Origin of the sequence: Sporosarcina sp. FA9 (genome assembly GCF_051550205.1) — a bacterium.
Lineage (GTDB): Bacteria > Bacillota > Bacilli > Bacillales_A > Planococcaceae > Sporosarcina.
The window spans coordinates 245191-265534 of record NZ_CP188819.1 but is presented as its reverse complement, the minus strand read 5'-3'; the positions used below and the strand labels follow the sequence as shown (position 1 = coordinate 265534).

Sequence of the window (20344 nt, the reverse complement as noted above, 5' to 3'; positions counted from 1 at the left end):
AGTACACAGATTTTATATTTATGTATAAAGGTACATTCAAAGCTTTTAAATCATTATAAAGTGTTCTTCTCAAAAACACAACTAAGAATAATGAATTTCAATCTTGCTATCTGTTATACTAAAAGAAAACTTGAGGTGGAACTACTTGCAAAATAAAACGCTCATTTTCTCAAAGGTATTTCGATTTGTTCTTCTAATTGTCGTAGGTGTTCTATTGTCAATCACACTCATTTCATATGGTGTGCCACGTAGTATTGTTTTCATACTTATTATTGTTATGTATCTGGCCATTTCAATATTGAAACCACTACATATTATTTATAAATCTAAGTCAATAAAAACCATCAATCGGTATGTCATACTGAATAATAAGAGACCAATCTTCAATTATTCCTATGCATTGGGTCATGGCGATGATCAAGATATCGAAAATTCTTTAAAGCGTATTATAAATGTCTATGGACAAGATAGTATGCGACCTATCTATAGCGCAAACCTAGCGATTCATCAAAACAAGCCAAAAGAAGTTCTGGAGTTTGTTGAACAGATTGATGGATCTGATTATAAAAACTATTATGCCGGAATTTCTTTTGCGATGCGCAAGCAATATGATAAAGTAGAAGAGTTTTCAACAAAAATACGAACACCTTGGATGAGTCACGGATTGAAGGCGGTTTTATTTAAAGAAAAGAAAGAGTATGAGGGCTTTCAAAAAGAAGCTGCTTTATCCATCTCAAATGCGGTTGGAATGCAAAGGTATGTAATGCATCATATGATGAGACGAATGGAAATTGAAGCTTTTCCGGATATAAAAAAAGGATCTAGTAAATAAAAAAGGGGCTCCTCCGTTATTTCGACGGTTGTGAGCTCCTCTTTTTTTATTATGAAATAATTCCGAGTTCTTTTCCAACCTTTTCATATACAGAAAGAGCTTCGTCGAGCATTTCTTTCGTATGTGATGCGGTTGGCATGTTACGCACTCGGCCTTTTCCTTTTGCGACTGTTGGGAAAACGATTGCCTTAGCATAAACGCCTTCTTCCATAAGTCGTTTTGAAAACTGCTGAGACAGCTTTTCTTCGCCAATAATACATGGTGTAATTGGCGTTTCGGAAGCGCCGATATCAAAACCAAGCTTTTGGAGTCCGGTTTTCAAATAATCGCCGTTTTCCCAAAGTTTATCGTGAAGTTCCGTTGAATCCATAATGATTTGCAGTGCACCGATTGTTGCAGCGACATCTCCTGGGGTAACTGCCGTTGAAAAGAGAAATGGACGTGAACGAACTTTTAACCAATCGATGAGTTCTTGTGTGCCGGCAACATATCCTCCAACTACACCAATTGCTTTAGAAAGGGTTCCCATTTGAAAATCGATTTCCTTTTCGAGTCCAAAATGCTTTATAGTTCCCTTCCCTTTCCCAGTAACACCTGAACCATGAGCATCGTCAACGTATGTGATCAAGTCAAATTCTTTTGCGATTTTAACAACTTCGGGAAGGTTCGCAATATTACCATCCATCGAAAAGACACCATCCGTAATGTACATGACTTTTTCATACAGACCCGATTCCGTAGCTTCTTTCGCTTTTGCTCGTAGATCATCCATGTCTTGGTGATTGACACGAATGACTTTTGCACCTGACAAACGGCACCCATCAATGATGGATGCATGGTTTAATTCGTCCGAAAGGATTGCGTCTTTTTTATTCATCACAGCTGAAATTGCGGCCATATTACAGTTAAATCCAGATTGAAACGATATTGCTGCTTCTGTACCTTTGAATTCAGCAAGCTTTTCCTCTAAGAGTACGTGTAAATCGAGTGTACCGTTGATTGTACGTACAGCACCCGCGCCTACTCCATATTTATCGATTGCATCTTTTGCAAGTTTCTTTAAACTTTCATCTGTTGCAAGCCCAAGATAGTTATTTGAGGATAAGTTTATAAGTTGTTTTCCACCAATTGTGATTTCGGCACCATTTGGACCTTCAAGAGGATTTATTTCATTATAAAGTCCTTGTTCACGAAGTTCCTTTAAGTTTTCTGATAAAAATGCATTTAATACTTTCGACAATGTCATCTTCCTTTCAGACGGTTTCTATGTTTAGTCTAACATATCCATGCGCGTCAGTAGTAGGATGACCTTTTAAAAATAGAACTAATCAAACCGATTGCCATAATAAATATGCACATTTAATTATTCAGTAGTTGTTAATACATTTCCATTAACAGCCTCGATTTCTCCTCGAAAACGCTTTGTTTTATAGCGGAATCCATTGCTGTTTTTAATTTTTTATTCGCTTGAGCATAGGCTTGCATATAGCCTGTACTATCCAGCATTTTCTCCGAATACTTCTCACTTATAATACGAACTTCACCTTCAGCGTTTTCATTTTCCACACACATATGAACGAGATCCAAAATTTCATCGCCCGGACGTTCTGGATTGTAAGCATGCGGTTTCGTTGCATCGATTAGACAAACCGACAGTTCCGGAAAGAGAATGAGATCTACTCCGTTAGGATCCAGGCCACACCAACCATAAAGAACATCAATACCGCGATTTTTCGCTTCTAAAGCCAATGCTTTCATTAAAGTGGATTTCCCCGTTCCCGGATGTCCTTTAATTAGAATGCGTCGTTCTACTTTTTGGGTAATGGATGGAATGAAATCGCAAGCTCCGCCAGACGTTAACGACCCAATGAGTCGATGCGCTTCCGTTGATTGTTTATTTAAGGATATTTTATTGAACAATTCATCCTTGAGAGTAAGAATTGTATTTTCATGGAGTTCCCACATCATTCGTTCAATGTTGAGGGTCTCCCATTCATCGTGAATTATTTTCGCTTCAGATAGAGACTTTAAAGCTTTCTTGAGAAACATTTCCGCCTCGGCAAGATATTTTACAATGCATTGGTTCTTTTCTTTTAGTTTATTTTCATCATACATATCGTAAAAACTAATCGCTTTATGTTTTACTCCTATATCCGTAGGTTCAAGTGCAACTGGGTGGGAGGCCTGAACGAATAGCAAGTTGGGCCCTTTTACAAATACTGCATCTGTTTGATCGGGGTTAGTTGGATCCATAAATCGATCGATATCGAATCCTAGTTTCAAGTAATGCGAACCCGTTTCATTCAACAATTTTGAAATTGAATTTGTCGGGGGGCATTTTATAAAAACCGTTTTCGAAGCAAATGCAATCAGCTCGTCGTATTTATGGGAGATTCCAAGACCCGTATAAGCTGTCCCCATGTATTGCGTTATAATTCCATACATATAGCCGCCATCCTTTCTGTACCTATGGATAGCGTATGCTTGGACAATAAAAAAAAGACGACTTCCCGTCAACTTTAATGGGAAATCGTCTTTAAAATTCAGAATTTCGACTGTATGTTTCTTGGTATTTCAAATTATTTTGTATTCGCCTCTTCACTTATTAGTTTAGGAGACTTCGCAGGGATAAAATTATATAATATTGAGTCATCCTCTTCGCCAATTACTTTCAACAGCAACTTACGGGACAGCGGAAGCGAGTAGTGTACGAATTGACCTATAAAAAGTGCTATAAACACTGTTCCAATACCAACTGGCCCGCCTAACAGCCACCCTAAAATCGCGACAACTACTTCAATTGTTGTTCGCACAGTTTTGATGCTGATGCCAAACTTTTCAACAAATATGAGCATCAAACTATCTCTTGGTCCTGCTCCCATATTCGGCGACACATAGACACCAATTCCAAAACTTAAAATGATGATGCCGACTATGAATATTATTAATTGTGCGCTGAACGACTCTACGTTAGGAATTAACCAGTTAAATATGTCGATAAAAAATCCAAGTAAAACCATATTGAGCCATGTGCCTAGTTTTGGCCACTCTTTGAGCACTAAAGCTGTACAAAGCACAATAAGTAAACCCGCAATAATACTCCATGTTCCTATTGTTAACCCAAAGTTCTTATAAAGGCCAACATGAAATACATCCCAAGGTCCGATGCCAAATCGTTGACCCTTTATCGTCATTGAAATTCCCAGTGCACAGATCATCAATCCCGTTAGGAAAAAAGTCCATCTCCATCTCAGTATCCTATTCATATGTATCCTTCTTTCTATTAACGCCTAAGCAAGACTAAGTATATTTGTTCATTGTAACATGAACAATGTTGGGTAGTCATAGTGTTATTCTTTTACAATGTCGTAAAAGTTTGCATTTGTGATTTTTGCAAGTGATTCGGGTGGAAGTCGCATCTGTAATCCAGGTAAGCCAGCACTAATGATGATTTCAGTATGCAGTCGTGCAGAGTTGTGGATAAATGTTGGGTAGTTTTTTTTCATTCCGACTGCGGAACAGCCTCCACGCACATAGCCTGTTTCTTTTGTTAGTTCACTTAGCGGGAGCATTTCAATCTTTTTTATCCCCGCTGCTTTCGCGGCTTTTTTCAAGTCGAGTTCAAGTGCGACTGGTACTAAGAAAACAAATAATTCTTTGGCGCTTGCCTTTGTTACGAGTGTTTTGAATACAACGTCAACAGATTGTCCTGTTTTTTCCGCGACAGAAACGCCGTCTACAAGTCCATCGTTTATATCGTATTCCATTAGTTCGTATGTGACGTTTTCACGTTCCAAGATACGTACCGCGTTTGTTTTAGGTTTTCGACTTTGTTTGGCCATTTGCTTGTCTCTCCTTTTTATGTTTTTGTCAGGCTTTTTAGTGTGTTGGGTGTTGGGTTTCTGCTGTTGCTCAGTTGGCGTGATGAATCTCGGGCTTGCTTGTTAATGGTTTTCGGGAATTCCTTTTAATTGACGAAGATGTCCGCGCTATCAACGAAGATGTCCTCTCAATCGTAGTTCTCCTTACCGCAACTTATTTTTCCAAGGAAAGTTAAAAGACCACCTATTGAAAGGCGGTCTTTTAACTTTTTTTATGCCGTTTGTGAGAAATCGGGCATAGTCATTTTAAAACCATTTTGTTTCATTTGAGTTTGAAAAGAGTATGTTGAAACTGCTTTTTCAAATCTTTCCAATTGAGATGTATCGCGCGCATCGTTATACGTAGATGCGCTCATTTTGTTTCCGTCTGTGTTCAGGTCTTTAAACTTTTTCGCCAAATTGTGAAGAGCGATTTTGGCTTCTGTGTACATGATTTCCGCTGATGCTTTTGCTGCAAATTGGTGGTCGGCTATTGTTGGTTCGGGTGTAGATATTGCTTCCGATCGCAAACCTCGCCAAATGTTGATTGTTTCTTCCAACGTGTTTCCAACTGGTAATGCTACTTGTTTCAATAGCCCAGCGTTAAGTAGTTGAAATGACTGTTGTTCAGGTTGGTTGGACTCTACTGATTTTTCTTTACGCTTTGTTTGAACAATCTCAATCTCATTTTCTCCGGTGAGTAAAGCCTTCAAATCTTCTACTGTTTTACGATTCTGCCCATTGTATTGTGAGGTTCGATTATATGCATTGTCCGCATTTTTTCGTCGAACAGCATCGTAACGTTGCAGTTGATTATTCACTGTAGCATTTGCTAATACAGCACTCATATCACCCCACCCCCCACATTACAATTTTCCGAAATATTGAATAACTATATTATACCCAAAATCCTCATTTTAATCAATCACGCTCTCGCATGATTTCGTCCAAATTTTGAATCGAGCATGCTCAATTCACTCCCAACAAAACTTGTGATATCCGCCGGAGGGTTTATCTTCATTCAGCCGTGTTTAAAGCTGAATGAAGATAAACCCACCAAATAATCTATACTAACTTCACTTTTCAAATAGTTTCTTTAGCGCCTCAGCCATGGCTGTGTTTTCTGGTTCCTCTTGCTTCTTCATGAACTTTTGAACATCGCGTTTATCTGCTTTTTTACCGCCGGAATTCTCTCTTCGTTTTTCAAATGCGGATAACTTTTCACGATGTCCACATTTACAAACAAAGATCTTACCGTCACCTTCTCCGCGCAACTCTAATTTCTTTTTACAAACAGGACATCTGGCGTTCGTTAATGTGGATACATTTTTTCGGTGGCCACACTCTCTATCCTGACAAACGAGCATTTTTCCGCGTTTTCCCGTTACTTCCAAAAGAAGTTTACCGCAATCTGGACATGCTTTACCTGTTACATTATCGTGTTTGTATTTTTTTTCGTCTGTTTTTATTTCAGTTACATTCTTTTTCGAAAATAAAATCATGTCTTTCATAAATGCTGCTTTCTTCATTTGACCACTAGCGATTTTAGATAATCCTTGTTCCCATTCCGCAGTTAGAGCTGGGGATTTCAAATCTTCAGGAACGAGCTCCAGCAGTTGTCTACCTTTAGAAGTTGTGTAAATGTCATTTCCCTTTTTCTCCATAACAAATGAACCAAATAAACGCTCAATAACGTCCGCACGGGTGGCAACAGTTCCAAGTCCCCCCGTTTCGCCTATTGTTTTAATAAGGTCTTTGGATTCGCCTTTCATGAACTGTGAAGGGTTTTCCATCGCGCCAAGTAATGTTCCTTCATTAAATCGAGCAGGTGGTTTCGTTTTTCCATCTGTCATTACGATTGCACGGATTTTTATTTCTTCGCCTTTCGTGAATGACGGGAGCGTATCGGATTCGACTTCAACATCATCATCCTGATACACCTTTTTCCATCCTATATCTGTAATCGTACGGCCTTTCGCATTGAACATTTCACTACCGACTGTAAGCTCTGCAATTACTTGATCATAACGAAACGCACCGAAGAACACAGCAAGAAAACGTTTAACAATCAAATCATATAAGCGCTTTTCTTTATCCGATAAACTTTGGAGAATCGGCGTTTCCTCTGTCGGAATGATTGCATGGTGATCTGAAACTTTTTTGTCATCAATGACGCCGCGTTGTGGTTTAATCGTTCCTGAACGCAGTAGCGTATTGACTGATTTGCGGTAAGGCCCAAGATCGACTGCTTTTATTCGCTCTATCAATGTACTTTCCATATCTGAAGTTAGGTGCTTGGAATCTGTGCGGGGATACGTAACCGCTTTGTGACGCTCATATAGTCCTTGCAATGTGGACAAAGTTTCTTTTGCGGACCATGACCAAAGGCGATGCGCTTCTTTTTGCAACTCTGTTAAATCAAATAAATGTGGAGCAGGTTGTGATTTAGGTGTTGTTTTCACTTCCTTGATTACTCCTATATGGACGCTATTCAATGACGACATCCGCTTTTCAATCAATTCTTTATCAAAACCTTGCGTTTGACCTGCTTTGTCATGCCATGTAAATTTTGCAGTTTCCGTTAATGCTTGCATACCGTAAAACGGTTTCGGCTTGAAATCACGTATTTGATTCTCACGCTCTGCAATCATCGCTAGTGTTGGTGTTTGAACTCTCCCTGTTGAAAGTTGAGCATTGTATTTCACAGTTAGTGCCCGGGTTGCATTTATCCCCACTACCCAGTCTGCTTCTGCACGCGCAACTGCAGCTTCATACAAATTTTCATATGCACGGCCGTCTTTCAAATTATTGAATCCATCTTTAATAGCCTTATCTGTGACTGATGAAATCCACAAACGTTTAATAGGTTTTTTGACTTTCGCCATTTCTAGAATCCACCGTGCAACGAGCTCACCTTCGCGTCCCGCGTCTGTTGCAATAATTATATCTTTTACATCATTTCTTCGAAGTTGAGCTTTTACTGCATTGAATTGCTTCATTGTTTGACGAATCGGCACGAGCTTGAATGGTTCTGGAACAATTGGTAAATGCTCAAGCTTCCATTCTTTAAATTCATTGCCGTACCCTTCTGGATCCGCATGTGTTACGAGGTGGCCGAGTGCCCATGTCACTATATAGTTTGTTCCTTCAAGAAAGCCATTTCCTTTTTTATTACATCCTAGAACTCGCGCAATATCTCGAGCTACAGAGGGTTTTTCAGCTAATACAAGTGATTTAGACATAAGTTAAATAAATCCCCTTTCTACATACATCAATTATACGGGAGATTCAGATGCAATGCATGTTGCGCAACTGGTTTCAGCAGTAGAATGTACGGAATGCACATAAAAAATCACCCAACAACTGGTTCGTCGGGTGATTTCAAAACTACTTTTTAGTATTCGGAACTTCTCTTAGAACCTTGCTCATCTCTACATATTGAACGAAAGCGCGTGCCAGTTCACGAAAACGGTCATGAACATCATTACTACTAATGCGATTTTCATGGTCGAAATCTCCAGCCTGTGTATAAACGTAATTTGGCGTTACCATACATCTAAAGTAATCCAAGATTGGTTTTAACTGATACTCCATTACCAGATGATGCTGGTAAGTACCTCCGGTTGCGACAATTGTAACTGGCTTGTATCGCATCGTACTTGGATCTAGCATATCCAAAACATTTTTCAAAACACCGGGTATGGAACCTTGGAAAATTGGTGACGCAATGACATAGCCATCCGCTTCCTTAAACTTTTGAACGATTTCTTGCATATCTGTATTATATTCGATCAATGGACGTCCATCGACGATTTGATGTTCATAATCCTTCAAATTCATTATTTCTAAACTATACCCACAATTCGTTTTCTCTATATAGTTTCGAATGATTTCAAGCATTACTCCTGTTTTCTTTCCAATAACTGTACCGTTAACGAATAATATTTTCATATTAAAAAACCTCCTACTACACAATACCCCTTTCTATTTCGCTGAAATGGGTGCTTCACCCGGAATAAAAGAATTTCCAGCTTTTATTTCATTCGTAAATAATTCCTCGATTTGCTGATGTGGGATTTCAGTCTCGTCGTTTACATCTTTCAAGCGCTCTTTCACACGCTCAATTATTTTCGTTGGAGAGACTAACGCAATGACTGTATCTCCAGCCTCTGCTTTAAGTTCAACTTTCGGCGAATAAAATTCAATAGATTCGTCTGTACGAAGTATATAAAGCAAGATCGATGTGTCATCTCTCTCACGCAAGTATTGTGTATAACTATACTGTTTCGTAATTAGTGTTTTACGAATTACATGGCCCTCGTTCATTCTTTCTTCTAAATCATAAATCGATACAGCTGGTGAAAAGAGCAATCGCCCTCCAGTAATTTTATAATTCTTTTCAATATTCGTTTCTAAAACAGCGGTTTGAAACAAAAACTCACGACCCAGATCGGGTACGAAATCCTCACATACATGTGCATTGTACGTATCTAAACTCGTCATCGCGAGTATGAATCGATACGGTGTCAAGTCCAAATGATAATCCAGTTGCTCTGAAAGAATATCTCCAACAAACCCGTTGAGTCCAACTTTCCGGCCATGCGATAGGCCAGTCCAAGTCTGATCAACGATGAGAACTTCATTACCAGTACTCTTAATAGACGTGGCTAAGTCAGCAGCAAAACGGGAACCACCGACAATGAGTACACCTGATTCGTCGGTTATTTGTAAGTTCAACTTTCTTGCAAGAGGTCCAATGGAAAAACCATGTACAAGTACAGTTGTAAAAACAAGTGCAAACGTCAATGCCGTTAAAATCTTAGCATCTTCGTAACCGTGATCTAATAAAATCGTTGCAAAATATCCTGAAACAGTTAACGCCACGATTCCACGCGGTGCAATCCAACCAATAAGCAATTTCTCCCGATTCGTCAGCTCTGTTCCTATTGTTGAAACCCATATCGACAAAGGTCGAACAATAAAGAGCATTGCAAGTACATACCACATGATATTCAAGTTAAATATTTCGATCAAAACAACCGGATCGAGTGAAGCAGTTAGCATCACAAATATCCCTGAAACAAGCAATACGGATATATTTTCTTTGAAGTGTCGAATGTCTTGTATGGATGATAAACGCATATTCGCCATCGTCATTCCCATCGCAGTTACAGCTAAAAGACCTGTCTGCAGCATAATTTCATCTGATAACACAAATGTGAAAAGCACGACTGCGAAGAGTACAGGTGACTTTAAAAATTCAGGTACATTGCCTCGTTCAAACGCAATGCCAAGTATTTTTCCCGATCCCCAACCAAGGAGAACAGCGAAAAAAGATGCAGCAAAGAATAGTAAGAATGAATTCAATGTAACTTCACTATTCAAGAACTTGAAAAACTCGAAAGTAAACACAGCAAGTAGTGCGCCAAAAGGATCTACAACAATCCCTTCCCATTTCAGTATCGCTGCAGGACGTGGCTTTAACTTTGCTTGTCTAAGAAGGGGTAAGATAACTGTTGGTCCTGTGACAATGAACAAGCCACCCATTATAAATGCGACTGTCCATGAGAGCCCAGCGAAATAGTGGGCTGCTAGAGACCCTGCAATCCACGCAATTACTGCACCTACGGTAACGATTCTATAAACAGGCTTTCTAAATTCCTTAATTTCACGGAAATCTAAATTCAAACTACCTTCAAATAAGATAATTGCAACTGCAAACGTAATAATCGGTTCAAATAATTCGCCCATACTTTCCTGTGGATTTATAACACCGAAAATAGGACCTACAAGTAGTCCTACAACGGACATCACAACAATCGCCGGCATACGGAATCGCCATGCAACCCACTGTGATAATATACCAATTAACACAACAAGCATGAGGTTAAATAGCAATGACTCAAACAATAAATGATCCTCCCTCAGTTGTAAATAATATAAGTTTATCATATAGACAATCCCAAGCCACTGTCAATTGAGTCTCGACATAATTGCGTCCAGATTTTTTTCGAGTTTACTCGAAGAGCTCCCCTAAAATTCCGTGACATCCGCCGGCCGACAAAAATGCCAAGGCCCATGCGTCAGAGGCTTAAACTGATTTCAATTTGAATACATATAAACTTTTTTCAGACCATACGATTAAGAGATGGATAAATCGATGGTATGAGGAAGGATGATTCTAATAGACAACAAACATAAGAAAAAAGTAGTCATTCACATTAGTCACTCGGATGGAAAAGGGACATACCCTGAAAGAAGAGCTGAAACAATTGCTCGAACACTTGAAGGGGTCGAAATCATATTTCTCTGTGAGAATCTCTCTCCAGTAGCACCCGCCGATTTTAGGACAGTTACAATCGCTCCAGGTTCAACACTTTTACGTACAATCTCGGAAATAAAACCCGATATTCTTCTACGTGATACCGGTTCTACTTTACAAGAAGAAGTTGAAAGGATCTGTGAAGTCGTACCGACAGTGATCCATTTCGACGACTTCGGCGAAGGTGGAAAGTCTGCGGACATTGTCTTTCAAACACTTTATTCCGAAACAAATGATAAAGTTCCAGATCATTACATCCAAGGAATCGAAAACTTTATTGTTGATGAACAACTTGCATCCTACAAAAACATTGGTCTCAAAAGAAAATTAAGTCAGCCACTTCCACATCTCGTTATCTCGTTTGGCGATGAAGATACGGGTAATCTATCTTATCGCGCTCTACGTCATATGCTTCAATTGCAAATCCCGCTAAAAGTAACCGTTTTAGTCGGTGAAAACTATAGCCATGACGTAAGCGAACTACAAATGATGGCCCTTGGCAGAAGAAACACGTTCATTCAAACTTATCCATATGATTTCCATGAAGCATTCTCTTCCGCCGACATCATACTATGCGCATCAGGATATATGCCATTTGAAGTAGCAGTAATGGGAATTCCATGTGTCGTTGTCGCACAAAATGATTTTGAATTATCGCTCGCCTTTCCAAAAGAACAACATGGCTTCATTCATCTTGGAACCGGTCGAAAAATAAAGCAATCAAGCTTACTAAATGCCATTATGGAGCCCCTTTTACATGAATCACTTCGAAAAAAAGCAATCGCAAGACAAACCGACCTTGGGCTCGGCAGTGGTAAAGATACGATTATAGAAGCGATTTATTACTGTCTGGAATACCCCAAACGGATTATTGGTGGTGAAGCCACGGGAAAAGAAACCTCCGATATGTTACAATGAGGAAAAGAGTTAGGGGTTTTCCATATGAATCAACGACAAGTAGAAAATGCAATCGCTGAATTAAAAATGGACTACATTAATTTACAAGGCGATATCGAAAAACTAGAATCGACCGGAAATGACAGCTTTGTTCAAAAGGCCGAACTACGACTCGCCAAATTAGAAGATGAGCTTGCCGAACTAAATAAAAAACGCGCCGAATTCGTTTAATCAAAAGACTGCCCTTGGGCAGTCTTTTTTGTTTAACCATATTTCAATACAACCCAAATACAATATTTCGGTGAAAATCGAAACAAGTTTTTTGGTGTGCAACCAATTCACTGAGTTGTGCAACGAAACTACGTTAGCGTGCAACAGAAAGTTGGATTTCGGAACCAACGCCCGGTTAGACTTCATAAATTCAATCCCATTACAATGAAGAACCCTAGCGCAGAAGCGTCAAGCGTGAGCCAAAGTGATGAGACAGATAGTGCCCTTCTATCTGACTCAACACGTAAGGCCATCGCAAACGCCAAGCGGTCTTGAAAGGCACATACCATTAAAAAACCGTAAACCAAGCTTTACCTATAAAATCCAAACAAAAAAGCATAGCCATAAATCGGCTACACTCTTATGCAGTAACATATTCCCTTACCCTATTATCTTGCATCATAATTTCTTTCAAATACTTCTTCGCTCGGAACAACCGGGACTTGACAGTACCAATTGAAACCTTCATAAGCTCCGATATCTCAATCAAAGAATACTGATACACATAGAAATACTCAATTGTTTTTCTATAAATCACATCAAGCTCACCAATCTTTTGTTGAACAAGAAACTCAATATCATTCTTCTCAAGAAGTTCACCCGGCGTTAAATCTTCACTTGCAACCAAATCTAGAAGCGGAACGTCTAATGTATCAGGCTGATTCATAACGTGCTTGCTTCGTCTTATGTCTTTCCGATAACGATCCCGAAACGTATTCATGCAAATCGTAGTGAGCCATGCTTTCATATGATCCACATCGGTTATTCGTTCTCGGTAACGGACAACTTTAACCCAGACGTCTTGCATGACATCTTCTGCCTCTTCTTTATTACGTGTCAATTTTAAACACAAATGATAAATATAGCGACCATATTCCTCATACAAGCCATCTAGATTTTTTTCCATTGCTAACTCCCCCGTCTCTTACTGTTAATTAACATTATCAGCAATTAACGGGTTTTCAGCCATCGTATTCTCTTTCAGTTCACTTACAAATGTGTAAGGAATCCCAACTCTGCAGAAGGTTTCTAGGAAAATCTCACTAGACAAAGCCTTTTATACTTGTGGCTCCAAGTTTGTAATGGTCATTCGCACAATTCTATTGCGCTCCATTTCCTCAATTTCAATTCGAAGTTGTTCGTAGGAGAACTTATCACCAGACTCTGGTAAATGTCCAAGCTCTTGCAAGACAAAGCCACCAATTGTCTCATGATCGGTTGGTAATTCAACACCTAATAGCTCCATCGCATCAATAATTTCAAGTCTACCGTGACATGTAAGCACATTATCGGTTTTTTCATAAACGAGAGCTTCGTCTTCACTGTCTGTTTCATCTTCTATATCTTGTCCAATCATTTCTTCAATAATATCTTCCTGCGTTACAATACCGAGCGTTCCACCGTATTCATCCAAAACAATTGCCATATGTTTCTTTTTCGAGAGCATCCTTTTAAAAACCGTCTCGACACTTGCAGACTGAACTACATATAACAAATCACGGTCGATTAATTCTCCCAATGTTTTCTCCGGTGACATCGACCATTCAATAATCATTTTCGAATAAAAAACGCCAATAATCGTATCCATGCTTTCCTCATATACAGGATACCGCGTATAAAAGTATTCAAGAATCGTATCACGTGCCTCTTCGTATGTAGATTCAATGGGCAATCCTATAATATCTGTCCGGTGTGTTTCAAGGACATCCAAAACGTCTTTATCTGGAAAATCGAGTATCCCCTTTAGCCGAAGCGATTCAGCTTGCTTAAACGTACCTTCTATAGATGCAATATCTACCATCGATCTGAGGTCATCCTTTGTTAAAGTTGCTTGTGTGACCGTACCTTTTGAAATGATTCGAATGAAGATATTTGTGAATGCAGCAAGTAGCGACGTTAGTGGTGTTAAAAGTTTCACAAGAATTCCAATGGCAGGAGCTACGACATAAGCCACTCTATCTGAAAAAGTTGCAGCAATTGTTTTAGGTAAAACTTCTCCAAAAATAATGATGACTATAGTCAAAATACCAGTAGAGATACCAACTTTCCAACCGCGTTCCAATCCAATTATTGTTACGATTGTAGGCATCATTATATTCGCGATGTTATTCCCGATTAATATTGCAGTAATCATGCGGTCTGGCTTCGAGATTAATTTTAACAGCTTTACAGAATGTACATCTCCTTGGTCCGCACGAAACTGGACCTTCATCCTGTTAACTGCTGTTAGTGCCGTTTCGCTTCCCGAAAGAAAAAACGACATCATTAAAAAGAAGCCTAGTGCGATAAACAAGTGCAGTTCCTCCCAGAATAAATGATTATTTCACGTAAATAATTCGTCATATACATTTTCAATAGCATACCATATCGCTCTACTTTACGTCTGTAATTCTAACTCTAATTCAAACATGTCTGCTATACTATTTTCATACTAAGAATTTTTGAAATGAGGGATTGTGTTGGAACATTTACAAGCACTTGATGGATATTTCAAAGAAAACCGTGACGAACATATTGAACAATTGAATGATTTTTTAAGAATACCAAGTATTAGTGCGTTATCTGAACACAAAAACGATATGCAGCTTGCCGCAGAATGGTTACTAAAATCTCTCCAAGACGCGGGAATTGAAAATCTAATTATCGATAAAACAGATGGACACCCAGTCATTTATGGTGATTGGCTTCACGCAGAAGGAAAGCCTACAATCCTCGTTTATGGACACTACGATGTACAGCCTGTAGATCCACTTGAACTTTGGGAAAGCGGTCCATTCGATCCAGAGATTCGTGACAATAAGTTATATGCTCGCGGGGCAAGTGATGATAAAGGACAAGTATTTATGCACGTAAAAGCAGTTGAAGCACTTATTAAAAAAACGGGTAGCCTACCAGTAAACGTTAAGTTTTTAATTGAAGGCGAAGAAGAAGTGGGTAGCCCCAATCTTGAAAAATACATTGAAGAAAATAAAGAAAAGTTGTCTGCTGATCTGATTGTCATTTCAGATACAGGAATGTACGGACCTGGAAAACCTGCTGTATGTTACGGACTTCGTGGACTTTGCGGTGTTCAAATCGATGTTAAAGGAGCAAAAGGCGATCTTCACTCTGGACTTTACGGCGGTGGTGTACAAAATCCACTCCATGCTCTTGTGGAAGTCCTCGCTTCGTTCCGTGATAAAGAAGGAACAATAACTGTAGATGGTTTTTATGACAATGTTCAAGCACTATCTGATGAAGAACGAGCGGCCTATGAAGCACTCGGTTTTGACGAAGAGGCATTAAAAAACGAATTAGAAGTACCCGAGTTGTTCGGTGAAAAAGGATATACACATCTCGAGCAGACATGGGTTCGTCCAACGCTAGAACTCAACGGTATTTACGGCGGATTTTCCGGAGAAGGCATTAAAACAGTGTTACCAGCTGAAGCCGGAGCGAAAATAACATGTCGTCTCGTTCCTAATCAAGACCCAGAAGAAATTGTTGAAAAACTTAAGGCTCATATCGAAAAACATAAACCAGTTGGAGTAACAGTTACTGTAACTGAATTCGACAAAGGCAAGCCGTATATCACACCATTCGAACATCCAGCAATTCAAGCAGCCGGTCGATCGTATGAAAAAGTATACAATGTGCCAACAGCTTATATACGTGGTGGTGGATCGATACCAATTGTAGCTGCTTTTGATGAAATCTTGGACCTTCCTGTTGTATTAATGGGCTTCGGTCTTGCATCGGAAAACTTCCATGCTCCAAATGAACATTTCCATTTGGAGAACTTTGACCAAGGATTGCGTGTCATTGGCGATTATTACTATGAAATTGCAGGTTTTACGCGAGATGAACTTAAAAAGTAAAATGAAAGCCGAATCCTTTCGAGGATTCGGCTTTTTTATGGCAGTCTTAAGTCCTGTTTTGCGGATATATTGCTCGAACTGTCGGATATATGGTCGGATGTGTCTGATAAAACCCACAAACTGTCGGATATCCATCTGGATCTGTCGGATATCGTGTCGCAACTGTCGGATATAGCCTTTACAGAAAAAAAAATCCGGATTGCATGTACCTAAATGCAACCCGGATTTTTTATTTATTCTATTTCACGACCGTAATACGTAATAAGTTCGTTCATTTCAACTCGCGGACGTGCTTTCGGAGCATTATCAAAATAACCAAATTGCAACATACTAATGATTCGCTCGCCCTGTTTTATTCCAAGATCTTCCCTAAATTTCGGATTATCAAGAAAAGGTGGTGTTTTCCAACATGTTCCGATTCCTTTATCCCACGCAAGGAGCAAAACGTTTTGGATAAACATACTCGCTGCAGCGTAATCTTCTAGTCTTTCTTTTTGACGTGCGTCTTCCGGAACAATCACTAAAACCACTGCACCAGGACCCGTAAACTTCTTCATTTGTTGCTCAAGTGCATCTTCAGATAACTCTTTCCATTTCGGTACGCCGTACTCACGAAGTACATTTAAAAACGAAGTGTATTCTCCGTTCGCCGCTACGACAAAACGCCAAGGATTACGGTTGCCATGATTCGGTGCCCATGCTGCATCTTCAAGGATTTCAGCTATATTTTCCGGGTCAACGGGCTGTCCATTAAAGTTCTTTATTGAACGGCGTGTAATGATCGCATTTCTAACCGATAAGGCTTGTTCATTCATTAACCATTTCCCCTTTTGATATTCTATTCTTATTATACCTTAACATATGCTCATTTGCCGAATCGCTGGAATTTGGATTACCTAAACACTGTTTACAATACTTTCCGATTACTTTCCATGGTATAATATTAATAGAGTAAAAAACAACTAAAAAGGGTGATTCTACTTTGGCAAAGAAACCGATAGCGTGGATTGTAGATAGTACTGCCTATGTCTCAAAAGAACTTCAAGAAAATCCGGATTTCTATTCGATACCTCTAAATATACATTTTGGAGAAGATCAATATGTGGATGGTATCGATTTAACAGCCGAGGAGCTCTATGCTAAAATTAAAACTGCAGAAGAATTCCCAAAATCCTCACAACCTTCAGCTGGGGAATTTGGGGAAACATATAAAAAGATTGCAGAGAATTATGAAGAAGCAATCGCAGTTCATGTATCCGCAAAAATGAGTGGCACGCTCGCCTCTTCAATGGGAGGAGCAGAAATTGCAGGTTTCCCTGTTACATTTATTGATTCACTTTCCCTTTCTTATGGACTTACCGGACTCATTCACCGTGGTATGGAAATGCATAAGAACGGTTCTACCGTGGCGGAAATTAAAGTCGAACTAGATAACATGGTTGGTAATTGCAAAGCCTACATTTTGATGGGGAAGTTAGAGCAGCTATACAAAGGCGGTCGCATGAGTGCTGCACAGTTTTATCTTGGCAGCCTCTTAAAAGTGAAACCTATTGTCCAGATTAGTACTGCTGGTGAACTGGAACCGATTGCAAAAGTACGTTCTGAGAAACGTGCACTGCAATATTTGATTGATAAAGTAATTGAAGCACATCAAAAAGGCATTAAAAAAATATTCCTTATGCAAGGAAATGTAATAGAACAAGCCAATCATTTGAAAAATCTTATTCAAGAACAAGTCCCTGGAATGGAAGTTGAGATTGGTGAAGTGAGTTCCGTCCTAGCCGTACATGCCGGTGAAGGTACGCTTGCAGTTCTATGGTATGAATAAATAACACTAAAAGACAGTTCATCTTATTGAAGATGAACTGTCTTTTTCATTTCTAGTCGCCAAATATCTTAAATCAGCATCATGAAAAATGGTCGTTAATTTTAAAGAAAATATACCTGGCTTCAGGTGTGCTTGCATAGGAATCTTTGTACGTCCAATCGCGATGACTCACATTATACGTATGTGCATTGACGAGTGGCACTCCTCCCACTTTCGCCGTCACAATCGTTGAATGATCGAATCGCCCATCATTTTCAAAATCATAGCTGATGACATCCCCGGGCTCGAGTAAATCCGCCGAGGTCACTCTTGTTGCCGTCAATCCTTTTGTCGATGTGCCTAAGTACCATCTTAATGAATGGGACGTCGACCAGCTGAAGCTCCACGTTCCTCCTTGGATCCACCAACCTCTTTCACGATTCGGATACCCCCACATCGGTGCCCCGCCCGCGCGTAAGCATTGCGATACAAAATTCGTGCAATCGACATCGAATTTGGGGTAGGCCGGATTGTAATCATTCCACCACTTATTTGCGTATTGAACCGCCGCTTCCCTGTCGTACATTCACACAGCCTCCTTTTGACAACTTATGAATGAATGACAACAGGAATGCAATTTCCTTCGAATAAAATAAATAATCACTTAAGCTCTATCGCGATATTTCCATTAATATAGTTTGGATACGCCCCGAAATTGATTTTGATTGGGTTGTTATAGTTCTTCCCATCAAAGGTCACAGAAGTGGTTACATATCTCCCATTCATCGTAGCTGTTTCTTGTCCGTCAAACTTGACTACTTCCCCATCTGCGTCAACAGCATCTGAGAATAAGGTATCGCCATAATTCTTGTCTAGAGTAAAACTTGCTTCAACCTTACCCCCATTTATTTTAACTATCCCGATTTTGTCAGAGGAAGGTTGTTTAAGTACTTTTTGTTTCTCCAAATCTACAAGTAAAAAGGCTTCATCTTTCGGTAATGCTTGAATTTTATTCATTTTCAAATGAAAACTTTTTGGTTGTGCAAAGTAATTACTCTGTAAATAAATGGTTCGCTTCGTTACAGAGGTTCTGTGTTCACGTATACCATTTTCAGCACTACTCCACACTTCTCCATTTTCATCCTCAATACGTATGTCGTCAAAACCCATTATTTCCATCGAGTTTGATTGGTCAAATTCAATATCTACTGCCACGCGCAGTGGATAGACTGTCACATTTTTAATTGTCATTTTTTGATTGTCAATCTCAATCTCTTCATTCAAAGCGTAGACTTTACCTTTCTCCACCTTTTTAGGCACTGTGAAAGGAATTGAAATGACCGTTCCCTTTGCATCATTCAACTCGGCTTCTAGAGTAAAATCCTGCGTAGCAAAGGTTTGTTTTTCTGAAAATAACACTTCAATAATGTTGTCTATTTGATTTAAAGGTTTTTCAACCCACTTTTCCGAAAAGTGATATCCCGTCGTATTTGGCGGTATTTCTTTCCCATTATGGTGAATGCTAATATTTTTATAAGGCACTTCTTTTATTTTATATGGAGCCTCTAGCGTAGTAGAAATGACCATCCCTGTCTCATCCAAAATGACTTCATTAATTGTAAGTGTGAAATTATCATTCGTTTGACTTGCATCGATTTGTTGAAAGTAATTATTTGCTACAATCCCAAGTATCCCTTTGTCATTGTGGATGTAACGAACAACCTTTTCCATTCCAGGTATTGATGCAACAGAACTTGCAATAACGGGCGAAATCCGGATGGACGCCGCGAATGAGAGTATGAAAACGGCCGCAATTGCAAGACCCAATAGTGACTTTCCGCGTTTACGGCGCTTCCCCCGAAACTCTTTATCCCCAATTCTAAATCCATCATGAATCGCCTTATTCAGCTGATCGGTTGGAATCTTCAAATCCTCAAGATCCGATCTGAATTCGCGTAACTTTTCTTCTTCGTTTTCAAACATGATTTTCTACCCCTTTCTCCGAAAGAAATTCTCGTAATGTGCGTAAGGTTTTATGCAATCTCGACTTGACCGTTCCTTCTGGAATATTTTCAATAACGGCAATGTCTTTGATTTTCGTATCTTGAAAATACATCATGTGAATCAATCGCTGCTCTGATTCAGGCAATATTGCTAGGGCTTCTTCGATCTCGAGAAGTGCAAAGTCTTCATTCATTCCTAATTCATGGAGTACTTCGCTTGAAGTGTACCTTTTTTTCTTACGTAATTGGTCTTGACAATAGTTCATCATAATTCGAACAAGCCATGTTTTTAAGTAGCTTGGTTCTTTAACTGTATGAATTTTTTTATACGCTCGCACTGTCACTTCTTGAACGGCTTCAATTGAGTCATGTTCATTTTTTAAAAAAGCATAAGCTGTCCTATAAAGCGTCTCTTTATTATGATGAATTACTTCCAAAAATGCCTGTTCTTCACGCTTTATCGCTCGTTTCTCAAGTTCGAATTCATCCACATGTA

General features: G+C 39.3%; 19 protein-coding genes. 5 read left to right on the top strand and 14 right to left on the bottom strand.

What is annotated here, in order from left to right; genetic code table 11:
- Positions 1-145 precede the first annotated feature (145 nt).
- Positions 146-832 carry a hypothetical protein gene (locus ACP8HH_RS01315; RefSeq protein WP_438314781.1) on the top strand — a complete coding sequence of 229 codons (687 nt, stop codon included), beginning with the start codon at positions 146-148 and terminating at the stop codon, positions 830-832.
- 49 nt (positions 833-881) lie between these two features.
- Here ACP8HH_RS01315 and ACP8HH_RS01310 read toward each other — a convergent pair whose 3' ends face one another.
- The 8 genes from ACP8HH_RS01310 to ACP8HH_RS01275 form a co-directional block, all read right to left on the bottom strand.
- Positions 882-2072: a glycine C-acetyltransferase gene (locus ACP8HH_RS01310; RefSeq protein WP_438314778.1), complete on the bottom strand. Its 1191-nt coding sequence runs from the start codon at positions 2070-2072 to the stop codon at positions 882-884.
- A 137-nt stretch (positions 2073-2209) separates the two neighbouring features.
- Complete coding sequence (locus ACP8HH_RS01305; protein ID WP_438314776.1) at positions 2210-3277, bottom strand: hypothetical protein; 1068 nt, start codon at positions 3275-3277, stop codon at positions 2210-2212.
- 134 nt (positions 3278-3411) lie between these two features.
- Positions 3412-4098, bottom strand: a complete 687-nt coding sequence (locus ACP8HH_RS01300; protein ID WP_438314773.1) for a YczE/YyaS/YitT family protein — start codon at positions 4096-4098, stop codon at positions 3412-3414.
- Positions 4099-4182: 84 nt separating this feature from the next.
- Entirely contained in the window at positions 4183-4674 is a 492-nt protein-coding gene (ybaK, locus tag ACP8HH_RS01295; RefSeq protein ID WP_438314770.1) for a Cys-tRNA(Pro) deacylase, read from the bottom strand.
- A gap of 251 nt (positions 4675-4925) precedes the next feature.
- Positions 4926-5540 (bottom strand): hypothetical protein, encoded by a 615-nt coding sequence (locus ACP8HH_RS01290; RefSeq protein WP_438314767.1) that lies wholly within the window; start codon positions 5538-5540, stop codon positions 4926-4928.
- A 228-nt stretch (positions 5541-5768) separates the two neighbouring features.
- Complete coding sequence (locus tag ACP8HH_RS01285) at positions 5769-7934, bottom strand: DNA topoisomerase III (protein ID WP_438314764.1); 2166 nt, start codon at positions 7932-7934, stop codon at positions 5769-5771.
- Between the two features lie 145 nt (positions 7935-8079).
- The gene (locus ACP8HH_RS01280) at positions 8080-8643 is read right to left on the bottom strand and encodes an NADPH-dependent FMN reductase (protein WP_438314761.1); all 564 of its coding nucleotides are present in this window, start codon (positions 8641-8643) and stop codon (positions 8080-8082) included.
- 33 nt (positions 8644-8676) lie between these two features.
- A complete protein-coding gene (locus ACP8HH_RS01275; protein ID WP_438314758.1) occupies positions 8677-10602 on the bottom strand; it encodes a cation:proton antiporter in 1926 nt (641 codons plus the stop codon).
- 265 nt (positions 10603-10867) lie between these two features.
- Between ACP8HH_RS01275 and ACP8HH_RS01270 the strand changes: the two genes are divergently transcribed.
- Together ACP8HH_RS01270 and ACP8HH_RS01265 are read left to right on the top strand one after the other, a co-directional pair.
- Positions 10868-11932, top strand: a complete 1065-nt coding sequence (locus tag ACP8HH_RS01270; protein WP_438314755.1) for a PseG/SpsG family protein — start codon at positions 10868-10870, stop codon at positions 11930-11932.
- A 24-nt stretch (positions 11933-11956) separates the two neighbouring features.
- Complete coding sequence (locus ACP8HH_RS01265; RefSeq protein ID WP_438314752.1) at positions 11957-12142, top strand: SE1832 family protein; 186 nt, start codon at positions 11957-11959, stop codon at positions 12140-12142.
- A 400-nt stretch (positions 12143-12542) separates the two neighbouring features.
- Here the strand turns inward: ACP8HH_RS01265 and ACP8HH_RS01260 are convergent, their stop codons facing one another.
- Together ACP8HH_RS01260 and ACP8HH_RS01255 are read right to left on the bottom strand one after the other, a co-directional pair.
- Entirely contained in the window at positions 12543-13088 is a 546-nt protein-coding gene (locus ACP8HH_RS01260) for an RNA polymerase sigma factor (protein ID WP_438314748.1), read from the bottom strand.
- A gap of 150 nt (positions 13089-13238) precedes the next feature.
- Positions 13239-14474 (bottom strand): hemolysin family protein, encoded by a 1236-nt coding sequence (locus tag ACP8HH_RS01255; protein ID WP_438314745.1) that lies wholly within the window; start codon positions 14472-14474, stop codon positions 13239-13241.
- 166 nt (positions 14475-14640) lie between these two features.
- Here ACP8HH_RS01255 and ACP8HH_RS01250 point away from each other — a divergent pair, with 166 nt between their 5' ends.
- Entirely contained in the window at positions 14641-16038 is a 1398-nt protein-coding gene (locus tag ACP8HH_RS01250; RefSeq protein WP_438314741.1) for a dipeptidase, read from the top strand.
- 233 nt (positions 16039-16271) lie between these two features.
- Here the strand turns inward: ACP8HH_RS01250 and ACP8HH_RS01245 are convergent, their stop codons facing one another.
- Positions 16272-16853 carry a nitroreductase family protein gene (locus ACP8HH_RS01245; RefSeq protein WP_438314738.1) on the bottom strand — a complete coding sequence of 194 codons (582 nt, stop codon included), beginning with the start codon at positions 16851-16853 and terminating at the stop codon, positions 16272-16274.
- A gap of 167 nt (positions 16854-17020) precedes the next feature.
- Between ACP8HH_RS01245 and ACP8HH_RS01240 the strand changes: the two genes are divergently transcribed.
- Positions 17021-17866, top strand: coding sequence for a DegV family protein (locus ACP8HH_RS01240; RefSeq protein WP_438314735.1), 846 nt, complete (start codon positions 17021-17023; stop codon positions 17864-17866).
- A 79-nt stretch (positions 17867-17945) separates the two neighbouring features.
- Here the strand turns inward: ACP8HH_RS01240 and ACP8HH_RS01235 are convergent, their stop codons facing one another.
- The 3 genes from ACP8HH_RS01235 to ACP8HH_RS01225 form a co-directional block, all read right to left on the bottom strand.
- The gene (locus tag ACP8HH_RS01235; RefSeq protein ID WP_438314732.1) at positions 17946-18431 is read right to left on the bottom strand and encodes an amidase domain-containing protein; all 486 of its coding nucleotides are present in this window, start codon (positions 18429-18431) and stop codon (positions 17946-17948) included.
- A gap of 74 nt (positions 18432-18505) precedes the next feature.
- A complete protein-coding gene (locus ACP8HH_RS01230; protein ID WP_438314729.1) occupies positions 18506-19828 on the bottom strand; it encodes a DUF4179 domain-containing protein in 1323 nt (440 codons plus the stop codon).
- Positions 19821-20339, bottom strand: coding sequence for a sigma-70 family RNA polymerase sigma factor (locus tag ACP8HH_RS01225; protein ID WP_438314726.1), 519 nt, complete (start codon positions 20337-20339; stop codon positions 19821-19823). Before ACP8HH_RS01225 ends, ACP8HH_RS01230 begins: the two co-directional genes overlap by 8 nt.
- Positions 20340-20344 lie beyond the last annotated feature (5 nt).